The following is an 18,994-nucleotide window of genomic DNA, read 5'->3' on the forward strand; positions in this document are numbered from 1 at the left end:
ACATGACTGTAAATAAAAAAAATCAATTAGCTTTACTTATTACTGCGTTTCTAATCGCTATATTAAGTTTATTTAGCGCACTTAATTTTGGCGCGGCCGAAACCAATATAAACGATGTAATAACCGGTATTTTATCCTCTGGTGAAGGCTCTTTTAATGCACGTATTATTTACGAGTTAAGGCTGCCACGCACGTTACTTGCGTTTATGGCTGGAGCCGGTTTAGCTATTGCGGGGCTTATTTTGCAAACCGTGACACGTAATCCGCTTGCCGATCCGTATTTATTTGGCATATCGTCGGGGGCCTCGTTTGGTGTTGTTGTGATAATGTCGGTTGCAGGCATTAGCGCAGGATTTATGCTATCAGGGGCGGCACTTTTAGGTAGCCTTTTGGCTATGGGACTATTAATACTCATTGCTGGTAGGCAGCAAAATGCACAAGTAGAGTCTATGTTGCTTGCAGGTGTTGCGCTGTCGTTTTTATTTAGTGCTTTTACCAGCTTGCTACTTTATTGGAGCGACCCACAAGCCGTTGCTGCTATTTTATTTTGGACGCTAGGCAGTTTTGCTCGTGCGCAATGGGCCACACTATGGTTACCATTTTTAGTTATTGTGGTGTGTATTAGCTTTATGTTGAGCTTTAAAAGGCAGCTAAATGCTATGTTATTGGGCGATGAAAGCGCAACAACACTTGGCGTGCGGGTTCACCGTTTTAGAATTTTAATGTTGGTGCTAAGCTCGTTAATTACCGCAGTGCTGGTGGCTTTATGTGGCGGTATTGGCTTTGTAGGTTTAATGGTGCCGCATATAGTGCGCTTTTTTATATCCCAAGGTAGTACAGCAGGATTATTGGTTACCAGTTTAGTAGGCGGCACCTTTATGGTGTGGGTAGATGTACTTTCACGCTCATTATTAAAAAACCAAGAGCTACCTGTAGGTGTTATTACTGCTGCTATTGGCAGTGTGTTTTTTTTAAGTTTATTGTTTTTTAGAAAATCAAAGGTGTAATGCTAATGAAAACCTTAATGGTACAAGGCACTACATCAGACGCGGGTAAAAGCACATTAGTTGCCGCGCTTTGCAGAGTGTTTGCCAATCAAGGTGTAAAAGTAGCGCCTTTTAAACCGCAAAATATGGCATTAAATAGCGCAGTAACAAAAGAGGGTGGCGAAATTGGCCGTGCTCAGGCGTTACAAGCTATAGCTGCAAAAGTGGAGCCTTTAAACGACTTTAACCCCATATTACTCAAACCCAATAGCGATACCGGCGCACAAGTTATTATTCATGGTAAAGCCATTAGCAATATGGAAGCGGGCAAATATCACGACTATAAAAAAGTGGCAATGAATGCCGTAATAACTTCGCATAACCGCTTAGCTAAAAACTTTGATCTACTACTTGTTGAAGGCGCAGGCAGCCCAGCTGAAATTAACCTACGTGAAAACGATATAGCCAATATGGGCTACGCAGAAGCGGTAGATTGCCCTGTCATAATTGTTGCCGACATTGATAAAGGCGGCGTGTTTGCACATTTAGTGGGTACATTAGCGCTATTAAGCGAATCAGAACAAGCGCGCGTAAAAGGCTTTGTTATAAACCGCTTTAGGGGCGATATAAGTTTATTGCAAAGCGGGCTTGATTGGCTTGAGCAATACACAAATAAGCCAGTGCTTGGTGTACTTCCTTACTTGCACGATTTAGCCCTTGATGCTGAAGACGCCGTAGCAATAAATAACACAGTGACAAATGCCACCATTAACATTGCAGTGCTTTTATTGCCTCATATTAGCAATCATACCGACTTTGACGCACTGCGTTTGCACCCCAACATTAATATTAACTATGTACGCCACACACAAGCGATCCCCGCGGTTGATCTGATCATTTTGCCTGGTAGTAAAAACGTACTAGGTGACTTAGCCTTTTTAAAAGGCGAAGGTTGGGACACACAAATAAAGCAGCACTTGCGTTATGGCGGCAAAGTACTTGGTATTTGTGGTGGCATGCAAATGTTAGGAAATACAGTTTATGACCCCGAAGGGGTAGAGTCATCGCTAAAAAAAGCCCAAGGGCTTAGCCTATGTGACTTTGAAACTACTTTAAGCACGCAAAAAGTACTCACTAAATTAACAGCAACACTGCAGTTAAATGATTTACAAACACCGTGTAGTGGCTACGAAATACATGCAGGTATTAGTAAAGGCGCAGCACTCAAAAAGCCATTTTTAATTTTTAATGAGCACCCAAATGGGTTTGTAAACGATGGCTTTATTAGTGACGATAATGCTGTGGCAGGCACTTATTTACATGGTTTATTTGATGAAGCCAACGCCACATCGCAAATTTTAAACTGGGTAAAACCAGAGGCTGTAATAAAGCCAATTAGTATTGCTAAGCACCGCGAACAGCAGTTAGAGCGCTTAGCCACTATGTGCGAGACGCACTTAAACATACAACAAATTATATCGATTTATGAAGGACACAATAATGACAGATAAAAGCAACGATAAGCACCAGCAACGCCAGCAAAAAGTAAAAGAGCAAGTAGATGCCCGTGTTGCCGCCGCGCAAGACGTAAAAGGTATATTCCAAGTAATCACAGGAAATGGTAAAGGTAAATCAACCTCGGGTTTTGGTGTGGTTGCACGTTGTGTTGGCCATGGTAAAAAAGCCGCAGTATGTCAATTTATTAAAGGCACGTGGGAGTGTGGCGAGCGTAATTTATTACAAGGTGCAGGGGTTGAATTTGCAGTAATGAATACAGGGTTTACATGGGATACACAAAATAAAGAGGCCGACACCGCTGCTGCGCAAGCCACCTGGCAGGAGTCTAAACGTATGCTTGCAGATAGCAGCATTGATTTAGTATTACTTGATGAACTTACCTATATGGTGACTTACGGTTACATTGACCTTGATGAAGTAGTTAATGCACTTAATAACCGCCCACCTATGCAGTCGGTTATTATTACTGGGCGCGCAGCGCATCGCACCTTAACAGACCTTGCAGACACAGTTAGTGAAGTACGTAATGTAAAACATGCGTTTGACTCAGGAATAAAAGCATTAGAAGGGTTTGATTACTAATGCACAAAGCGATTTTAGTCGCATTTGCTATTAGCTTATTTGGTAATGCAGTTGCTAGTGAGGTAACTGAGCCTAACAAGCTACGCATTGTGGCCCTTGCCCCGCACATAGTTGAGAACTTATACGCAATAGGTGCAGGCAGCAATATAGTTGGCACGGTTGATTACGCCGATTACCCAGCTGAGGCTAAAAGTATTGAGCGCATTGGGGGTTATTATGGTATTTCTCTTGAAAAGCTTTTAATGCTAAAGCCTGATTTAGTTATTGCTTGGAAAAGCGGAAACCAAAGTGAAGATTTAGAGCAAATAAAGCGCTTAGGAATAAACGTACATTTAAGTAATCCAACCACAATTAAGGCCCTTGCAGATGAGCTACTAACGCTAGGTAAATTAACAGGCCACATTAAACAAAGTCATAAAGTAGCTGATGACTTCATTAATAAATTTGAGGCAATAAAGCTGCGCCAACAAGGTAAAAAAACGCTCACTGCTTTTTATCAATTATGGGCAGAGCCCATGATGACAATAAATAAAAACACGTGGATTAATCAACTTATTGAAACCTGCAATGTACACAATGTATTTGCACAATCACCTACCGATTATCCGCAAATAAGTATCGAAAATGTCGTTGTACATAAGCCGCAAATTATTATTATTCCAGATGAAAAAGCCGACACGCCTCAACCTACAGTCAATTGGCAAAAATGGCCTGAAATTCCGGCTGTGAAATACAAACAATTTATCAGTGTAAATGCCGACTTACTGCATAGATTTACGCCGCGTATGCTAGATGGACTGGCCGATATGTGTGATAAAATAAACGAATCACGTAAACAGATTAAGAGTACACAATGAGCGATTGGTCAGCCTTTTTAAAAAACGAATTACAGCAGCCTTACATGCAGCAAACGTTAGAGTATGTAGCAAAACGCCGCGAAGAAGGTGTTGCTGTTTACCCGCCAGAGCCACAAGTATTTAGTGCTTTTGATGCAACAGAACTTAACAACATTCGCGTGGTTATTTTAGGCCAAGACCCATACCACGGTGAAGGACAAGCTCATGGCTTGTGTTTTTCAGTATTGCCAGAGGTTAAAAAGTTGCCACCTTCACTTAAAAATATGTACAAGGAATTGGCAACCGATATGTCTGGTTTTGCAATACCTGAGCATGGCTACTTACAAAGTTGGGCAGAGCAGGGCGTATTTTTATTAAATACGGTACTTACTGTTGAGCAAGGGCAAGCTCATTCACATAAACACTTAGGCTGGGAGCAATTTACCGATAACGTCATTGCGCATATAAACAAGCACTGCCAAGGCGTGGTGTTTATTTTATGGGGCGCACATGCGCAAAAAAAAGGTAAAAGCATAAACAGCGAACAACATCATGTTTTAAAAGGGCCGCATCCGTCTCCGCTTTCTGCGCACCGAGGCTTTTTTGGCTGTAAGCACTTTTCACAAACTAATGAGTTATTACAATCTCAGGGTAATAAGCGCATTAATTGGCAGGTTTAAAAGTAATGCATTAAAAAAGGCTTTCATACGTGAAAGCCTTTTGATTAGTTGATGTGTATTAATATTAAAAATCTAACTCTTCAACATTAATACTGTCTGTAAAAAAGTTTAACTCCTGTAGTTCTTTACGTAAGCGCTGTTTATCTTTTATTGCTTCTATTTCACGCCATTTTCTTTTTTTATTTTTTTGAGAGGTTTTTCTCGTTGTATCAGGACCTTCTAATATCTCGACTACATCATTTAGGCTATCCATGTACTTCTCCTATTGATTTTATTGACCTCAAGAATACCTATACCACAGGCCTAGCTAAAATAGAATAAAAAAGTGACATTAATGTTACGAGGTTGTGATTTATTGATGAAGCTTTGTGCAAATAATTAGTGTTTTTTAGACATAAAAAAACGCCGCAATTGCGACGTTTTTTAAAGTACGTTTAAACCAATTACATTGCTTTAAAGCGTGCTTCTAGTTGTTCTTGTGCATCAGCAAAAGAGCGAATGCCTTCAGCTAGTTTTTCAGTCGCCATTGCATCTTGGTTATGTAACCAACGGAATTGTGACTCTGTAAGAGGAGCAGGTTTTGGCTCTTTAGGAATATCGCTTTCTAGTAAGTATTCCTCAGCGCCTTCTAAATTACCTAAATCTTCTAAAAGGTTAGGGCTAATAGTTAACTTGTCACAACCTGTAAGGGCAATAATTTCGCCCGTGTTACGAAAGCTTGCGCCCATAACAACGGTTTTGTAATCATGGCGTTTGTAAAATTCAAAAATGCTACGAACAGACTGAACACCAGGATCTTGTAACGGATCGGTTGGTTTTTCCATACCGTTAGCAACGTGCCAATCTAAAATACGGCCAACAAATGGCGAGATTAAAAATACGTTAGCATCTGCACATGCGCGTGCTTGGGCATCGCTAAACAATAAAGTAAGGTTACACTTAGTGCCTTCTTTTTCTAGTTGCTCAGCCGCTTTAATGCCTTCCCATGTAGAGGCAACTTTAATTAAAATTTTGTCTTTGCTAACGCCTTCTTTTTCGTAAAGGCTAAGTAGAGTATGTGCTTTATCAATAGTTGCTTGTGTGTCGAACGATAAACGAGCATCTACTTCAGTAGAAATATAACCAGGTACTATTTCGCTAATTTCTTTACCTAATAATACGGCAAAGTAGTCACATGCAAGTTCAAGCTGTTTAGCTGCATCTTGCTCTGTTTCTTTTGCGTAGCTCCAAGCTTTATCTAAATAAGGCTTATAAGCTTCAATCTCGCTCGCTTTTAATAAAAGCGACGGGTTTGTGGTTGCATCTTCAGGTTGATGCTTTTTGATCGCTTCAATATCGCCAGTGTCGGCTACGATAGATGAATGTTGTTTTAGCCTTTGTAGAGCGCTAGTCATTTGCCTTCCTCATTCCAAGCAAGTTAAAAGAAAATCTATACTACCTTAATATATGTGTTTAATACTGCAACAGTGTGACAATGCTTGATAGGTCTTATGTCCTTATCAATAGAAAAACGACGATGCATGATTTATTAAGGTAGGATTTATACCATTGCTATTAATTTTCAATGATATTTTATAAACAAAACGTGCTTTTCGTTTCATTTAATGTTGAAATTGACATTAAATAAATTACAAGTCAATAGCTAACTATGATCACTGTTATTTCACCAGCAAAAAATCTTGATTACGAAACGCCACCCGCAACAGATAAGTTCACTCAACCTGAATTACTAGAGCACAGCGAAGAGCTCATGAAAGTATGCCGTGAACTAACGCCAGCGCAAATTGGCAGCCTAATGAAAATTAGCGATAAGCTTGCAGGGCTTAACGCAGCGCGCTTTAGTGAATGGTCGCAACCGTTTACACAAAGCAATGCTAAACAAGCGGTACTGGCCTTTAACGGCGATGTATACGGCGGTTTAGATGCTGCAACCCTTACTGCAAGCAACTTAGAGTACGCGCAAAGTCACTTACGTATACTTTCAGGTTTATACGGCTTATTAAAACCACTTGATTTAATGCAAGCTTACCGCCTAGAAATGGGCACTAAGCTTGAGAACTCGCGCGGTAAAAATTTATATGAATTTTGGGGTAGCATAATTGCTAATAAATTAAACGAGGAATTAAAAGCGCAAGATGCACAATACCTCGTAAACCTTGCCTCAAATGAATACTTTAAAGCGGTAGATAAAAAAGCGCTTAATGCACAAATTATTACGCCGCATTTTAAAGACTGTAAAAACGGTCAATACAAAGTAATTAGCTTTTACGCTAAAAAAGCACGCGGCATGATGGCGCGTTACATCATAGAAAACCAAGTAACACAGTTAAGCCAACTAAAAGAGTTTACTGTGGCAGGTTATTACTTTAGCCCTGAGGCAACAACCAAAGAGCTTGAGCCGGTATTTATGCGCGACGAGCAAAACTAGCGCGTTTTACCCACGCTAAACAACACTTTAAAAAGCCATGCATTGCATGGCTTTTTTTATGCTGGCGCTAAACTTGCTAACTTCACCTAATATTAATGAAATGACTAATAAATAGGTGCAAAAAAATATGATCAGTATTCCTTCAGTTGGCGAGGCCGAAAAACTCATAGAAGAAAAACTCGGTGGATGGTTTGATGTAGTTATTAGCCACATACCAAATTTTATTGTTGCTGTTGTTATAGCCATCGTATTTTCAATAATAGCGCGCTTTGCCGGTCGGCTGATGAAAAACCTACTTAGGCGCTCACTCGACTCAAAACAAATAGCCGACCTAATGGCCTCTATTTTTAAAGTCATTGTTTTGTGTGTCGGCTTATTTATAGCACTTGATTTTATGGGGCTAAAAGGCACCGTAACCTCGTTATTAGCCGGTGCGGGTATTGTAGGTTTAGCCATAGGTTTTGCATTTCAAGACATGACCGAAAACCTAATAGCCGGTATTGCTATGGGTATACGCAAACCGTTTAAAGCGGGTGATGTTATAGAAACCGATGACGTATTTGGTTCCGTGCACTCAATAAACCTGCGTAACACGCTAATAGAGAGCTTTTACGGGCAGCTAATCCTAGTACCAAACAAAGTGTTATTTAGAAACGTGTTAAAAAATTACACTACCTTAGGCGTTAGGCGCATAGAAGTACCGGTTGGTATTTCATACGGCGACGACATCGAAAAAGCCAAAGAAGTAATAGTTGATAAAATTAATGAATTTGACTTTGTAATACGCAAAGACGAAACCGCCGTATACGCAGAAGGTTTTGGCGACAGTAGCATTAATTTACTGGTATGGTTTTGGATTAAATACCCAGGTGAGCCAGACTTTATGACCGTGCGCCACAAGGGCGTAGTAGCCGTTAAACAAGCACTTGATGCTGCAGATATAAGTATCCCATTCCCAATACGTACTTTAGATTTTGGTATAAAAGGCGGTGAAAAACTCGATGCCATGATAAGCGATAAAATAAGCCAGCAATCAGCAAATAAAGAGGGTGATAATAATGCTGATGCAAGCCAAGGCGAGTAAATAGTATAAAACCCACAATGCAAAAGCATTGGGAAATAGTTACTGACTATCAGCGCGTTTTTACAAAGTAAAAGCGCGCTTTTTTTATATTTTATAAAATTAAGGGCCTAATTATAAAATTAACTCCTTTCACATACATATAAAGTAACCATTTTCGATAAGAGCGCAATAACGAACACTTGTAACCATTGTGAATACATAAATAATGAGTGTTTGGATAAACCATGCATTATAGTGCTTTTTTGTTCCTTATTTATGTATTTAAATCTGTTTTTATGTTTTTTTTAAATAAATTAATTTATTTTCACCATTGGTTAAGCTAGATTTAAATTAACTATTCTTTATTTAGTAAATGTAAATGCCAAGCCAGAAAGAAAATTCAGCTTTTCAAATGAGTCACTGGAGTTTAAAAACTAAGCTAACTTTAATTTTCCTACTTGTAGGGATAATACCCGCTCTCATAATTACGACAATTTCTACATTACAATCGAAATCACGCGTCGAATACAACATATCTCAGTCGCTAGAGGCGATTAATCAAATAAAAAAAACTCAGATCAAAAACTACTTTAAGCAAAAAAGGGCAGATATTGAGCTTTTGGCTTTAACTGTTCCACTGCTTAAGGAAGACAACTACGATCGCTTTTTTACAGAATATATACAGAAGTATGGCTATTACGATGTGTTTTTAATTGATAATAATGGACTTATTTATTACACCCAAGCTAGAGAGTCTGACTATCAAACAAACATCTTAAAAGGGAAGTATGCAAGTTCAAATTTAGGAGGTTTAATTAAAGAGGTTAAACAATCTAACAGCTTTAGCATTGCTGATTACAAACCGTATGCACCAAGTAATGGAGAACCAGCCGCATTTATTGCTATACCTGTTGATGGTAGCGATGTAATTGTTGCTTTACAGCTTTCAAGTGAAGGGACTAATCAAATAATGGGTGTTCGTGAAGGGATGGGAGAAACTGGTGAGAGTTACTTAGTTGGAGAAGATAAGCTAATGCGTTCTGATTCATATCTTGACCCAGAAGGACACTCACTCAATGCAAGCTTTGCAGGAACTGTAAAAAATAATGGTGCTGATACAGAGGCTGTAAATTTAGCTTTAAATGCTCAGCATGGCACTAAAATAATAAAAGATTATAATGGAAACAACGTGCTTTCAGCCTTCGATAGTATAAAAATTGGCGACTTTAGCTGGATTATATTAAGTGAAATTGACGAATCAGAAGCATTCGCACCAGTCCATCAGACTGTGCTCTTTAGCGTAATTTCTATATTAGCAGCTGCAATTGTTGTTGTATTCATTGGTGTTTTCTTTTCACGAAAAATAGCAACTCCAATAATTGTTGCGTCCGCTTTCGCAAAAAAAGTAGCAGCAGGAGATCTTCGCAGTAACATCGAAGTCAATTCGCACGATGAGGTAGGCATGTTACAAGTTGCATTGCATACTATGCTAGAAAATCTCAGAAAAATGATTGGTGAATTATCTAACGTTGCAGTTCAGCAAGGCAGTACAGCGACAGAGCTCGCCTCAGTTACTGAACAAACTAGCTTAGCAGTTACCGAGCAACAAGCACAAACTATACAAGTTGCAGCTGCCACTACCGAAATGACTGAAACAGTTAAAGAAATAGCAAGTACAACCGCTAGTGCATCATCATTGTGTAAAAACATTCAAATAATGGCCCGGGAAGGGTCTGAAAATAATGATAGTACTTACAATGCACTTGTTTCTCTTGGAGATGCTACACAAAAAGCAGCACATGAAGTGACAGAGTTGAGGCATAATTCGGAAAAAATAGTGAATGTATTAAGCGTTATTAAAAAAATAGCTGATCAGACTAATTTGCTTGCTTTAAACGCTGCAATTGAAGCTGCTAGAGCAGGTGAGCAAGGGCGTGGTTTTGCTGTTGTTGCAGATGAAGTACGCAGCTTAGCTAAGTCAACTCAAGAGTCTACAATGGAGATTGAAGTCATCATTGAAGCTGTAGTGAGTGCTAGTAACGCAGCTGTTCAAGCAATGACAGATAATGTAGGGCAAACAACTCAAGTTCAGGAAATAGCTAAGAAAGCAAACTTAATCAATAGTAATGTAGGCAAAGAAGTCGACGAAATTTTTGATATGGTTGTTCAAATTGCTACTGCCTCTGAACAGCAGTCGACTACCATTGATGAAATATCGCGAAATATAGGCGTTATAAATATGGGGATATCAGAAACTGAGCAAGCAGTAAGGGATATTGCACAATCAAGTAGCGAATTGTCTAGAATGGCAAACGGCTTAAATGATGAGGCTCAAAAATTTAGCCTTTAACTTACTCTATTTATCTAGAAATTTATTAATTCAATACAGCCAATTTTATTAATATAACCACGATAGAATGTTACAAGGATGTACCTTAAAGGGCACAAGTTATACGTGCGATAGATGGTACACGGATATTAATAAATATTCTGACCAACGAACTGCTGAAAAACTGACGCTCTCGTAAATTGCAAACTTTAAAGCATATAACATATTTGTTTTGTACGTTAAATAACACTAATTTTATTTCGAATGATTTTAACCCCATCCATATTTTCTAAAAATTTTTGTGCCAGAGCGCGCTGAAAACCTGTTTTTGCTTCTCCGTATAAATCGACTTCACCGTTTTTAACCTGTACACGAATATCACTTAATGCCAAATTAGGGTTGGTACGTAAGGTGTTGGTAATTGATTGTTGTAAGTTAGGTTGAGTAGCCACACTGCTTACTATGGCTAAGTTAGTTGCTGCACTTACTTTAGTAGCGCAAGCTAATAAAAATAAACAACAAAATGATACTAAAGCGATAGTTAACTTGAAGCGGTTCATAACTTTATCCTTACATTACGGTTAATAGTGCAGCAATTGTTTGCTGAGTTATTTTTACAGTTACAATTTCAGTGCCAAAATTAATGCATTGAAATATAAGGATATTTTATTAAGTGAGAATTCAGGTGGGCAATAATTACATTTTACTGAGTATGAGTTACATGCTTGGGTTACATTTGTAACAGGTACAAAGGGCAGAGCCTGTAAGGCTTTCACTAAAAAGCCGGCTAATGCCGGCTTTAATATAAAAATGTTTAAGTTATTTTTTCTTTTTAACCTTCGCTTTTTTCTTGGCTTTCATTTTTACTGGATCTTTACGCTTTTTAGCTGGTGGCTTAGCTTCTTTGTGTTGTGGCTCAATACCTTTAATTATACGGCGCTTAAGCTTTTGCTCTGTGTAGCGTTCAACTTTGTATAAAATACCAATGTCGTGTGCTTCAACAAGCGATATTGCAATCCCTTTTTTACCAGCACGGCCAGTACGGCCAATGCGGTGTACATATACATCGGCAGTGCGTGGCATATCAAAGTTAATTACGTGGCTAATGTCTGAAACGTCAATGCCACGTGCAGCAACGTCGGTTGCTATTAATATGCGAGTTTTACCACTGTGAAAGTTTTCCATGGCTTTCATGCGTTTGTCTTGTGGCATTTCACCACGTAGCCATGCTGCTTTTACACCATTATTAGTAAGCTCACCAATGAGTGTTTCTAGGCGCTCACGGGTTTTAACAAACACAATAGCTTTACTTACGTCAGGGCCATTTAAGGTATTTACTAAAAGCTCTAATTTGTGGTGGTAGTCATCAGCAAGGTGAACCCACTGGTGAATTTTTGCTTTTTCTTTACGTGACGATTCCGCTTCAAGTAATGCAGGGTCGTTTAAAATGCGCTCTGCAAATAACTCTACGCTGTCGCCCTCAAGAGTGGCTGAGAATAAAAAGCACTGACGACGGTTTTTAGCTTCATCACATATACGTAGCATTTCTTTTCTAAAGCCCATGTCTAACATGCGGTCGGCTTCATCAAGAATTAGCATTTCTACGTTTTCGGCGTGGAAATTTTCGGTTTCAAGGTATTCCATTAAACGCCCTGGTGTGGCGATTAAAATGTCATTATTGTTTTCAAAAATTTCTTTGTGAGTACCGTAGTTAATCCCCCCGGTTACTACACCAATTTTAAGGTGAGTACCTTTAGCAAGTAGTTCACATTGTTCATGAATTTGATAAGCCAGTTCACGCGTAGGGGTCATAATTAACACACGAGCAAAACCAGGATCGCGGCGTGGAAAATCCATTAAGTATTGAATTGCCGGAATTAAAAATGCCGCTGTTTTACCTGTGCCTGTAGGTGCCGACGCTAAAATGTCGCGACCTTGTAAAGCCTCAGGAATAGCTTGTTGTTGAATGCTGGTTGGTGTTTCATAACCCATTTTATCAATGGCGTTGAGTAGCTTTGTATCAAGATCAAATTCAGAAAATTGCATAGAGTGTCTAAAATAAGGGACAATTACCTGCAATTATACGCGCTATACGCCAGTTGGTGAATGAAAAGGTGAAAAAATGTCAGGGTTTACATTTAAACAATTTAAGGTTGAGCACGATAAGTGCGCCATGAAGGTCTCAACCGATGGCATTTTACTTGGTGCATGGGCCAATTTAAACGGCGCACAATCATTGCTTGATATAGGAACAGGCACGGGGTTACTGGCGCTAATGTGCAAGCAGCGAAGCAGCGGGCTTGCAATAACTGCTGTTGAGGTTGATGAAGCAGCTTATAACCAAGCGCTAAAAAACTGTGCGAGTAGCCCATGGCCAAATATTAATATAGAGCACACCACAATTCAGAGCTTTGAACATGCCAAGCCGTTTGATGTCGTGATTTCGAATCCGCCGTATTTTAATAACAGTTTAAAAGGTGAAAGCGATACCCGAAACACCGCCCGCCATACCGATGGATTAAGTTTTGACGAGTTAATAAATGCGTTTAAACGTTTAAGTCATAGTGGCTCTCGCTTTAGCTTAATACTTCCCAGCATTGAAGGCGCGCTATTTATTAAGCTTGCTACGCAAAATGGGCTGTATTTAAATGTACATTGCCAAGTAAAAGCCACTCCTAATAAAGATATTAGCCGCAGCTTAATGACATTTAGCTATGTAAAAAGCGATATAGAATCTTCAATACTGTGTATTAGAAACTTAGATAATAGTTACACAGTTGATTATGTAGCGTTGTGCAAAGCATTTTATTTAAAAATGTAAGCTGTTTATTGAGCTTGTTTATCTAGGGGTTGTTGATCTTTGTTTGTATTTTAGTCAGGTATGCATCGATAACCACATAATAGCGAATGCTAATGAAACCATTGATGCATAGTTCCTTTCTAATTTATCGTACCGAGTTGATACTGCTCTGAAGTGCTTTATTTGTGCAAACGCATTTTCAACTAAGTGTCGATACTTGTATAGATCCCAATCCATATCATTGTTTTTCTGGGTGTTATCTTTACGCCGAGGGATTAGTGGCTCACTTCCATGCTCAGTTACATAGTCACGAATTGATTGGCTATCGTAGCCCTTATCAGCAATCACATAGTCACTTTTAGGCGAATGTTTTATTAGGCTTTCTGCCATAACAAAGTCATTTCGCTGACCACCTGTTAATTCAAAGTGTACTGGGTATCCATAGCTATCAACGGCCAGATGAATCTTAGTTGAAAAGCCACCCCGACTTTTACCTATCGACTCATCTTTGTCGCTCTTTGCACCACTACTATGTTGATGTGCTCGCACAATACTGCCATCAATGAATAGCCATTCAGAATCAGTGATGAGGGCTAAATGTTTAAAAATAGTATTTAAAATGCCTTTCTTAGACCATAAGTTAAAGCGCCTAAACACAGTACTCCAAAGCCCAAAGTGTGGTGGTAAATCTCGCCAAGGAATTCCTGTGCGCATTCGATACAAAATACCTTCTAGCGTCATTCGGTGGTCAAATTTATTATAAACTCGACCACTATTGAGCATTAATTCTTTGAGCTTTAACCAGCGTTTATCTGTTAACATTGTTCTTGGCATAGCAACATCCGTTCTCGGTGGTATGTTTGATTTTTGGCGAAACCAATTATACCTTGTTGCTATGCCGTTTACTTTTTCAACAAAGATCAACACGCCCTAGTAATAAAGGATAATTTACCTATTATGCATACGTATTCAGTTTTTATTTAATCAACCTCCCGACTAGTGTTAACCACTTGTAAATAACGTCGAGTATGCAGTATAGCTCGCTCAACATTTGGAACACACACTATGAAGCTGAATAAAATTATCACCACCGCCGGGTTAAGCCTTGGCTTAACTTTACCAAGCTTAGTATCGGCTGCCCCTACAACATTTGTGCATTTATTTGAATGGAACTGGCAAGATGTAGCGCAAGAATGCGAACAGTTTTTAGGGCCCAAAGGATACGCTGCTGTGCAAGTATCACCACCTAACGAGCATATTACAGGTAACCAATGGTGGACTCGCTATCAACCTGTGAGCTACCAACTACAAAGCCGTGGCGGTAACCGCTCGCAGTTTATAGATATGGTAAATCGCTGTAATGCAGCAGGCGTAGATATATACGTTGATACGCTAATAAACCATATGGCAGCAGGCAGTGGTACTGGCACTGCCGGTAACACCTTTGGTAATAAACAATATCCTATTTATAGCCCACAAGATTTTCACGAAAGTTGCTCAATTAACCCAGAAGATTACGGAAATAACCGTTATCGGGTTCAAAACTGCGAGCTAGTAGGGCTTGCCGATTTAAACACCGCTTCAAATTATGTACAAAATACGTTAGCGGCCTATATTAACGACCTTCAAGATATTGGTGTTAAGGGGTTTAGGTTTGATGCTGCTAAGCATGTTGCCGCAAGCGATATTCAAGCTTTAATGGCAAAAATAAATGGCTCGCCAGTGGTGTTTCATGAGGTGATAGATCAAGGTACTGAAGCGGTAGATGCCTCAGAGTACTTAAGCACAGGTTTAGTTACTGAGTTTAAATACAGTACAGAGCTTGGTAATGCCTTTAGAAATGGCTCGCTTGCGTGGCTAAGTAATTTTGGTGAGGGCTGGGGCTTTATGCCAAGCTCATCGGCAGTAGTATTTGTTGATAATCACGACAATCAGCGCGGGCATGGTGGTGCGGGTAATGTAATTACTTTTGAAGATGGCCGTTTATACGACCTAGCTAATGTATTTATGTTGGCGTATCCGTATGGGTACCCAAAAGTGATGTCGAGTTATGATTTTCATGGCGATACCGATGCGGGTGGACCAAGTGTGCCAGTTCACAATAATGGTAACTTAGAATGCTTTGCAAGTAATTGGAAGTGTGAGCACCGGTGGTCGTACATTGCTGGTGGTGTCGATTTTAGAAATAACACTGCCGACAATTGGGCTGTAACAAACTGGTGGGATAACACCAATAACCAGATTGCATTTGGGCGAGGTAGTTCAGGCCATATGGCAATTAATAAAGAAGATGCCACTTTAAATGCAACGGTTCAAACAGACATGGCTGCTGGGCAATACTGTAATGTGTTAAAAGGTGAGCTTTCGGCTGATGCTAAAAGCTGTAGTGGTGAGGTTATTACCGTTAATAGTAATGGCACTATTAACTTAAATGTGGCGCCGTGGGATGCCATGGCAATTCATAAAAACGCTAAATTAACGCAAAGCTCGCTCCCTAATAACGCAGAGGATTGGCAAAGAACCGTTGTTTTTATTAATGCACAAACACAAAGCGGGCAAGATATGTTTGTTCGCGGTGGAATAGACCATGCCTATGCCAACGCAAACCTTGGTAGGAACTGCCAAACAACTAACGTTGAATGTGCCATGCCTATTCGTCACAACAATTTAAAAAATAATACCACTTCGCTTTGGAAAGCAAACGATAACTACCTTGATTGGTATGGTATTGAACAAGGCCAAAGCAGCGAGGCGCAAGGTACGGCGACGGATTGGACTACAAATATATGGCCTAGTGAATATGGCACGCAAAAAACGGTAGATGCTGATGGCTTTGGCGTTACGCCCCTTAACATATGGGGCGAACACTACTGGATGCTTGATGTAGAAATGGATTGCAGTAAAGCGGTTAACGGCTGGTTTGAGCTAAAAGCATTTGTAAAAAATGGCCAAGAGTGGGAGGGCGATATAAACCAAGCAAATACCCCATATGCAAGTACTAACCATATGGCACAGTGCGGCAAAATTAATATGTTTGAATTTAATAGCTCAAGTGTAGAGGTGCGTGACTTTTAAATACGTATTTTAAAATATGTACTTTAAAACATAGTTATTAAAAACCAAGTGCGTTAACGCGTGCTTGGTTTTTACTTTTTATATGTACCTAATTAGCTATTTAATTTCATAGTGTGTTTATAAATCAGCTGGTATTATCGCTTTATTCGCCATTTTAAATTAAGGCAACATAATGAAAAAATTAAATAAACTATCTTTGCTAAGTACACTCGCAGCGGCTTTATTTGTAAGCCAAGGTGCGCTTGCAAACATGAGCCCTGTAGGGCTTTGGAAAACCATTGATGAAGATACAAGCGAAGCTAAATCGTACGTACGTATTACACAAAACAACAATGTACTAAGCGGCAAGGTAGACTCTATTTTAGACCCAGCTAAGCAAGATGGCATTTGTAAAGAGTGCGATGGCGCATTAAAAGATCAGCCTATTTTAGGTATGACTATTATCACTGATGTAAAACCAGAAGATGATGGCGTATGGGGAGATGGCGAAATACTCGACCCAACTAATGGCAAAACCTACACCGTGCAACTAACGCCACAAAACGACGGTAAAACGTTAGAGGTTCGCGGTTATATTGGCTTTTTTTACCGTAACCAATATTGGGAGCGTGTAGAGTAACGTTATTCGCTGGCGGTTTTTAAAAACTCACGTTTTAGCCACTCTCTTAATGCACTTACTTGTGGGTGATTAAGCATGGCGTGGCTTGTTGCAAAATAAAACTGCTGGTGCGGGTTTACTATACTTTTGCCTATTTGTGTGAGCATACCGTGCTTAATATCGTCACGTACAAATTGTTTGTGAGTTACTAAAATACCTAGCTGGCGCATAGCTGCTTGCGTTGCCTGCACCGAAATATTAAACGTTAAATTATTATGCTGTTTAGGCTGCACTAAGTTATTAGCCTCGCACCACGTTTGCCAATCGTTTTGCCTACGTGGGTTGGTAACGTATATTGCTTTAAAACGCTCAAGTAAACTTTGAGGAGTTAACTCATCCTCATTTAACCCCGCTAAAAGCTGTGGGTTACACACTAAAATTAACTGATCGTCGGCTAGTTTTTCACAGTGGTATTTTTGCCACTTATCGGGCTGACCATGAATAATAGCGGCATCAATCCCTTCACGTTCTAAATCAAATTCACCCACCAAGTTAGAAATACGAATATCACTATTTGGAGCCATAAGCTGAAAATCCGCCACGCGGGGGATCCACCAATGTAACGCCAACGAGTTAACCATATTAAGTGTTAAGTGGGTGTGTTCATTACTTGCGTTACTGGCTTCTTGGCTGGCTGTTAAAATTTCGGCCATGGCTGGGGCAATGCGTTTGTAATAGCGCTCACCTACAGGGTTTAGCTCAACCCGCCGACCAATACGATTAAATAGCGCAGTATTAAGCTGCGACTCTAGCGCTTTTATCGATTGGCTAACCGCAGAGTGGCTAATGCTTAGTTGCTCTGCCGCTAGTACCATACTGCCAGTTTCGGCAACGGCTATAAACGTATACAGTGATTTTAAAGGCGCCGATTTAATCATACTCACCACACATTACTATTAAGTTTTACTTACAGGTTAGTTTAGTATTATTCGCTTTTATATTTATAAAGTACACGTAAAATTAGCGCTATAAAAGCACATGCCAATTTTTTAAAAAATAATAAATAGATTAAAAAAATTAAGCTTTTAAATCAGTTTTTATTAATTTTTTATTTAAAGGATAACCGCGGTGTCGTTAAATTCTCGTGCTAGTGTATTTATGCTGCTTTCTACATTTACTCTGGCGTTAAACAGCTTTATTGCGAAGCTACTAACAGACTACTTTAGTACCAGTGAAGTGGTTTTTTTACGGGTGTTTTTACCCGCCATTATTATGTTGGCACTGGCGGCGGGTATTAAATGGCAACTGCCGAATAAGTCGGCATGGCAAACCTTTGCAACCCGCGCAATTTTTATTGTGCTGTGCCAAAACTGCTTCTTAGTGGCGTTAAACACCTTAACGCTGGTGGAGGCGGTTATTTTATTTAGTACTGGGCCGTTATTTATTCCGCTAATAGAGCGGGTACTTTTTAAAACCAAATTAAATTGGTTATTGCTGCCTACAATGGCGCTTATGTTTACAGGCGTTATTATTCAAAATATTCATAGCGATGGCATACAGTGGCGCTGGAGCTTATTAATTGGTTTAGGTGCGGGTATTTTTAATGCCTGTTCGCAAATTACCTTATTTAGAGCAAGTAAAATCAATCTCCCCATGATGGTAATAAACGGCTGGAGTTTTGCCTTAGCCTCTTTATTTATGGTGCCGGTATTAATGTTTACCAGCACCGAGGCAAGCTTTTACCAAGGCTTTGCAATAGATATGAGTGATTATGGATTACTGCTTGTGGTGGCATTAATTGGGTTTTCGACCGCGGCTACGCAGTTTTTTAGAGGTAAAGCGTATCGCTTAGCAAGCTCTAACTCACAGCTAGCGCCGCTTATTTATTCTAACTTGTTATTTGCGTTGCTATTCCAGCTTATATTTTACGATACAACATTAAGCTTGTCGCAAGTAATAGGCTCCGCGCTAATTGTATTAGCATGCATTATTAATACTTTTGCGCCAAATTGGCTGTTGCGTAGGCAGGTAAAATTAGATGAAAAAAAGCGCGTTAAAAAGCTAAGTTATTTATAAAGTGTTGGCCTAAACATGGTTTA

The 18,994-nt window shown here is 39.6% G+C and carries 18 protein-coding genes; 12 read left to right on the forward strand and 6 right to left on the reverse strand.

The features are described 5' to 3' along the window. Positions 1-2 precede the first annotated feature (2 nt). From PESP_RS03030 to ung, 5 genes are read left to right on the forward strand one after another with little or no spacing between them, the layout of a single operon-like run. Complete coding sequence (locus tag PESP_RS03030) at positions 3-1,007, forward strand: FecCD family ABC transporter permease (protein ID WP_245852136.1); 1,005 nt, start codon at positions 3-5, stop codon at positions 1,005-1,007. Positions 1,008-1,012: 5 nt separating this feature from the next. Further along, a complete protein-coding gene (locus tag PESP_RS03035; RefSeq protein ID WP_089349091.1) occupies positions 1,013-2,497 on the forward strand; it encodes a cobyric acid synthase in 1,485 nt (494 codons plus the stop codon). After that, the gene (gene cobO, locus PESP_RS03040; RefSeq protein WP_089346718.1) at positions 2,487-3,086 is read left to right on the forward strand and encodes a cob(I)yrinic acid a,c-diamide adenosyltransferase; all 600 of its coding nucleotides are present in this window, start codon (positions 2,487-2,489) and stop codon (positions 3,084-3,086) included. The genes PESP_RS03035 and cobO overlap by 11 nt, the downstream gene beginning before the upstream one ends. After that, positions 3,086-3,943 (forward strand): cobalamin-binding protein, encoded by an 858-nt coding sequence (locus tag PESP_RS03045; protein ID WP_089346719.1) that lies wholly within the window; start codon positions 3,086-3,088, stop codon positions 3,941-3,943. Before cobO ends, PESP_RS03045 begins: the two co-directional genes overlap by 1 nt. Next, positions 3,940-4,602, forward strand: a complete 663-nt coding sequence (gene ung, locus PESP_RS03050; protein WP_089346720.1) for a uracil-DNA glycosylase — start codon at positions 3,940-3,942, stop codon at positions 4,600-4,602. The genes PESP_RS03045 and ung overlap by 4 nt, the downstream gene beginning before the upstream one ends. A gap of 64 nt (positions 4,603-4,666) precedes the next feature. On the opposite strand, the gene PESP_RS03055 is transcribed toward ung, so the two are convergent. Together PESP_RS03055 and tal are read right to left on the reverse strand one after the other, a co-directional pair. Further along, positions 4,667-4,855 carry a DUF3545 family protein gene (locus tag PESP_RS03055; RefSeq protein WP_089346721.1) on the reverse strand — a complete coding sequence of 63 codons (189 nt, stop codon included), beginning with the start codon at positions 4,853-4,855 and terminating at the stop codon, positions 4,667-4,669. Between the two features lie 190 nt (positions 4,856-5,045). After that, complete coding sequence (tal, locus tag PESP_RS03060) at positions 5,046-5,996, reverse strand: transaldolase (protein WP_089346722.1); 951 nt, start codon at positions 5,994-5,996, stop codon at positions 5,046-5,048. Positions 5,997-6,250: 254 nt separating this feature from the next. Between tal and yaaA the strand changes: the two genes are divergently transcribed. From yaaA to PESP_RS03075, 3 genes are all read left to right on the forward strand, one after another. After that, positions 6,251-7,030 (forward strand): peroxide stress protein YaaA, encoded by a 780-nt coding sequence (gene yaaA, locus PESP_RS03065; protein WP_089346723.1) that lies wholly within the window; start codon positions 6,251-6,253, stop codon positions 7,028-7,030. Positions 7,031-7,157: 127 nt separating this feature from the next. Next, positions 7,158-8,114: a mechanosensitive ion channel family protein gene (locus PESP_RS03070; protein ID WP_089346724.1), complete on the forward strand. Its 957-nt coding sequence runs from the start codon at positions 7,158-7,160 to the stop codon at positions 8,112-8,114. Positions 8,115-8,472: 358 nt separating this feature from the next. Further along, a complete protein-coding gene (locus PESP_RS03075; RefSeq protein WP_089346725.1) occupies positions 8,473-10,443 on the forward strand; it encodes a methyl-accepting chemotaxis protein in 1,971 nt (656 codons plus the stop codon). A 218-nt stretch (positions 10,444-10,661) separates the two neighbouring features. On the opposite strand, the gene PESP_RS03080 is transcribed toward PESP_RS03075, so the two are convergent. Both PESP_RS03080 and srmB read right to left on the reverse strand, forming a co-directional pair. Continuing rightward, positions 10,662-10,982, reverse strand: a complete 321-nt coding sequence (locus PESP_RS03080) for a BON domain-containing protein (RefSeq protein WP_089346726.1) — start codon at positions 10,980-10,982, stop codon at positions 10,662-10,664. A gap of 259 nt (positions 10,983-11,241) precedes the next feature. After that, positions 11,242-12,468, reverse strand: coding sequence for an ATP-dependent RNA helicase SrmB (gene srmB / locus PESP_RS03085; protein WP_089346727.1), 1,227 nt, complete (start codon positions 12,466-12,468; stop codon positions 11,242-11,244). Positions 12,469-12,544: 76 nt separating this feature from the next. Here srmB and PESP_RS03090 point away from each other — a divergent pair, with 76 nt between their 5' ends. Further along, on the forward strand, positions 12,545-13,243 hold the full coding sequence (locus tag PESP_RS03090) for a tRNA1(Val) (adenine(37)-N6)-methyltransferase (RefSeq protein WP_089346728.1): 699 nt from the start codon (positions 12,545-12,547) through the stop codon (positions 13,241-13,243). A 54-nt stretch (positions 13,244-13,297) separates the two neighbouring features. Here the strand turns inward: PESP_RS03090 and PESP_RS03095 are convergent, their stop codons facing one another. Then, on the reverse strand, positions 13,298-14,056 hold the full coding sequence (locus PESP_RS03095) for an IS5 family transposase (protein ID WP_089346729.1): 759 nt from the start codon (positions 14,054-14,056) through the stop codon (positions 13,298-13,300). 231 nt (positions 14,057-14,287) lie between these two features. Here PESP_RS03095 and PESP_RS03100 point away from each other — a divergent pair, with 231 nt between their 5' ends. Then, complete coding sequence (locus PESP_RS03100; RefSeq protein WP_089346730.1) at positions 14,288-16,297, forward strand: alpha-amylase; 2,010 nt, start codon at positions 14,288-14,290, stop codon at positions 16,295-16,297. Between the two features lie 172 nt (positions 16,298-16,469). Then, positions 16,470-16,916, forward strand: coding sequence for a DUF2147 domain-containing protein (locus tag PESP_RS03105; RefSeq protein ID WP_089346731.1), 447 nt, complete (start codon positions 16,470-16,472; stop codon positions 16,914-16,916). Positions 16,917-16,918: 2 nt separating this feature from the next. On the opposite strand, the gene PESP_RS03110 is transcribed toward PESP_RS03105, so the two are convergent. Beyond that, positions 16,919-17,833: a LysR substrate-binding domain-containing protein gene (locus tag PESP_RS03110; protein WP_089346732.1), complete on the reverse strand. Its 915-nt coding sequence runs from the start codon at positions 17,831-17,833 to the stop codon at positions 16,919-16,921. A 190-nt stretch (positions 17,834-18,023) separates the two neighbouring features. Between PESP_RS03110 and PESP_RS03115 the strand changes: the two genes are divergently transcribed. Beyond that, on the forward strand, positions 18,024-18,971 hold the full coding sequence (locus PESP_RS03115) for a DMT family transporter (RefSeq protein WP_089346733.1): 948 nt from the start codon (positions 18,024-18,026) through the stop codon (positions 18,969-18,971). Positions 18,972-18,994 lie beyond the last annotated feature (23 nt).

This window comes from Pseudoalteromonas espejiana DSM 9414 (assembly GCF_002221525.1).
GTDB classification, from domain to species: Bacteria; Pseudomonadota; Gammaproteobacteria; order Enterobacterales; family Alteromonadaceae; genus Pseudoalteromonas; species Pseudoalteromonas espejiana.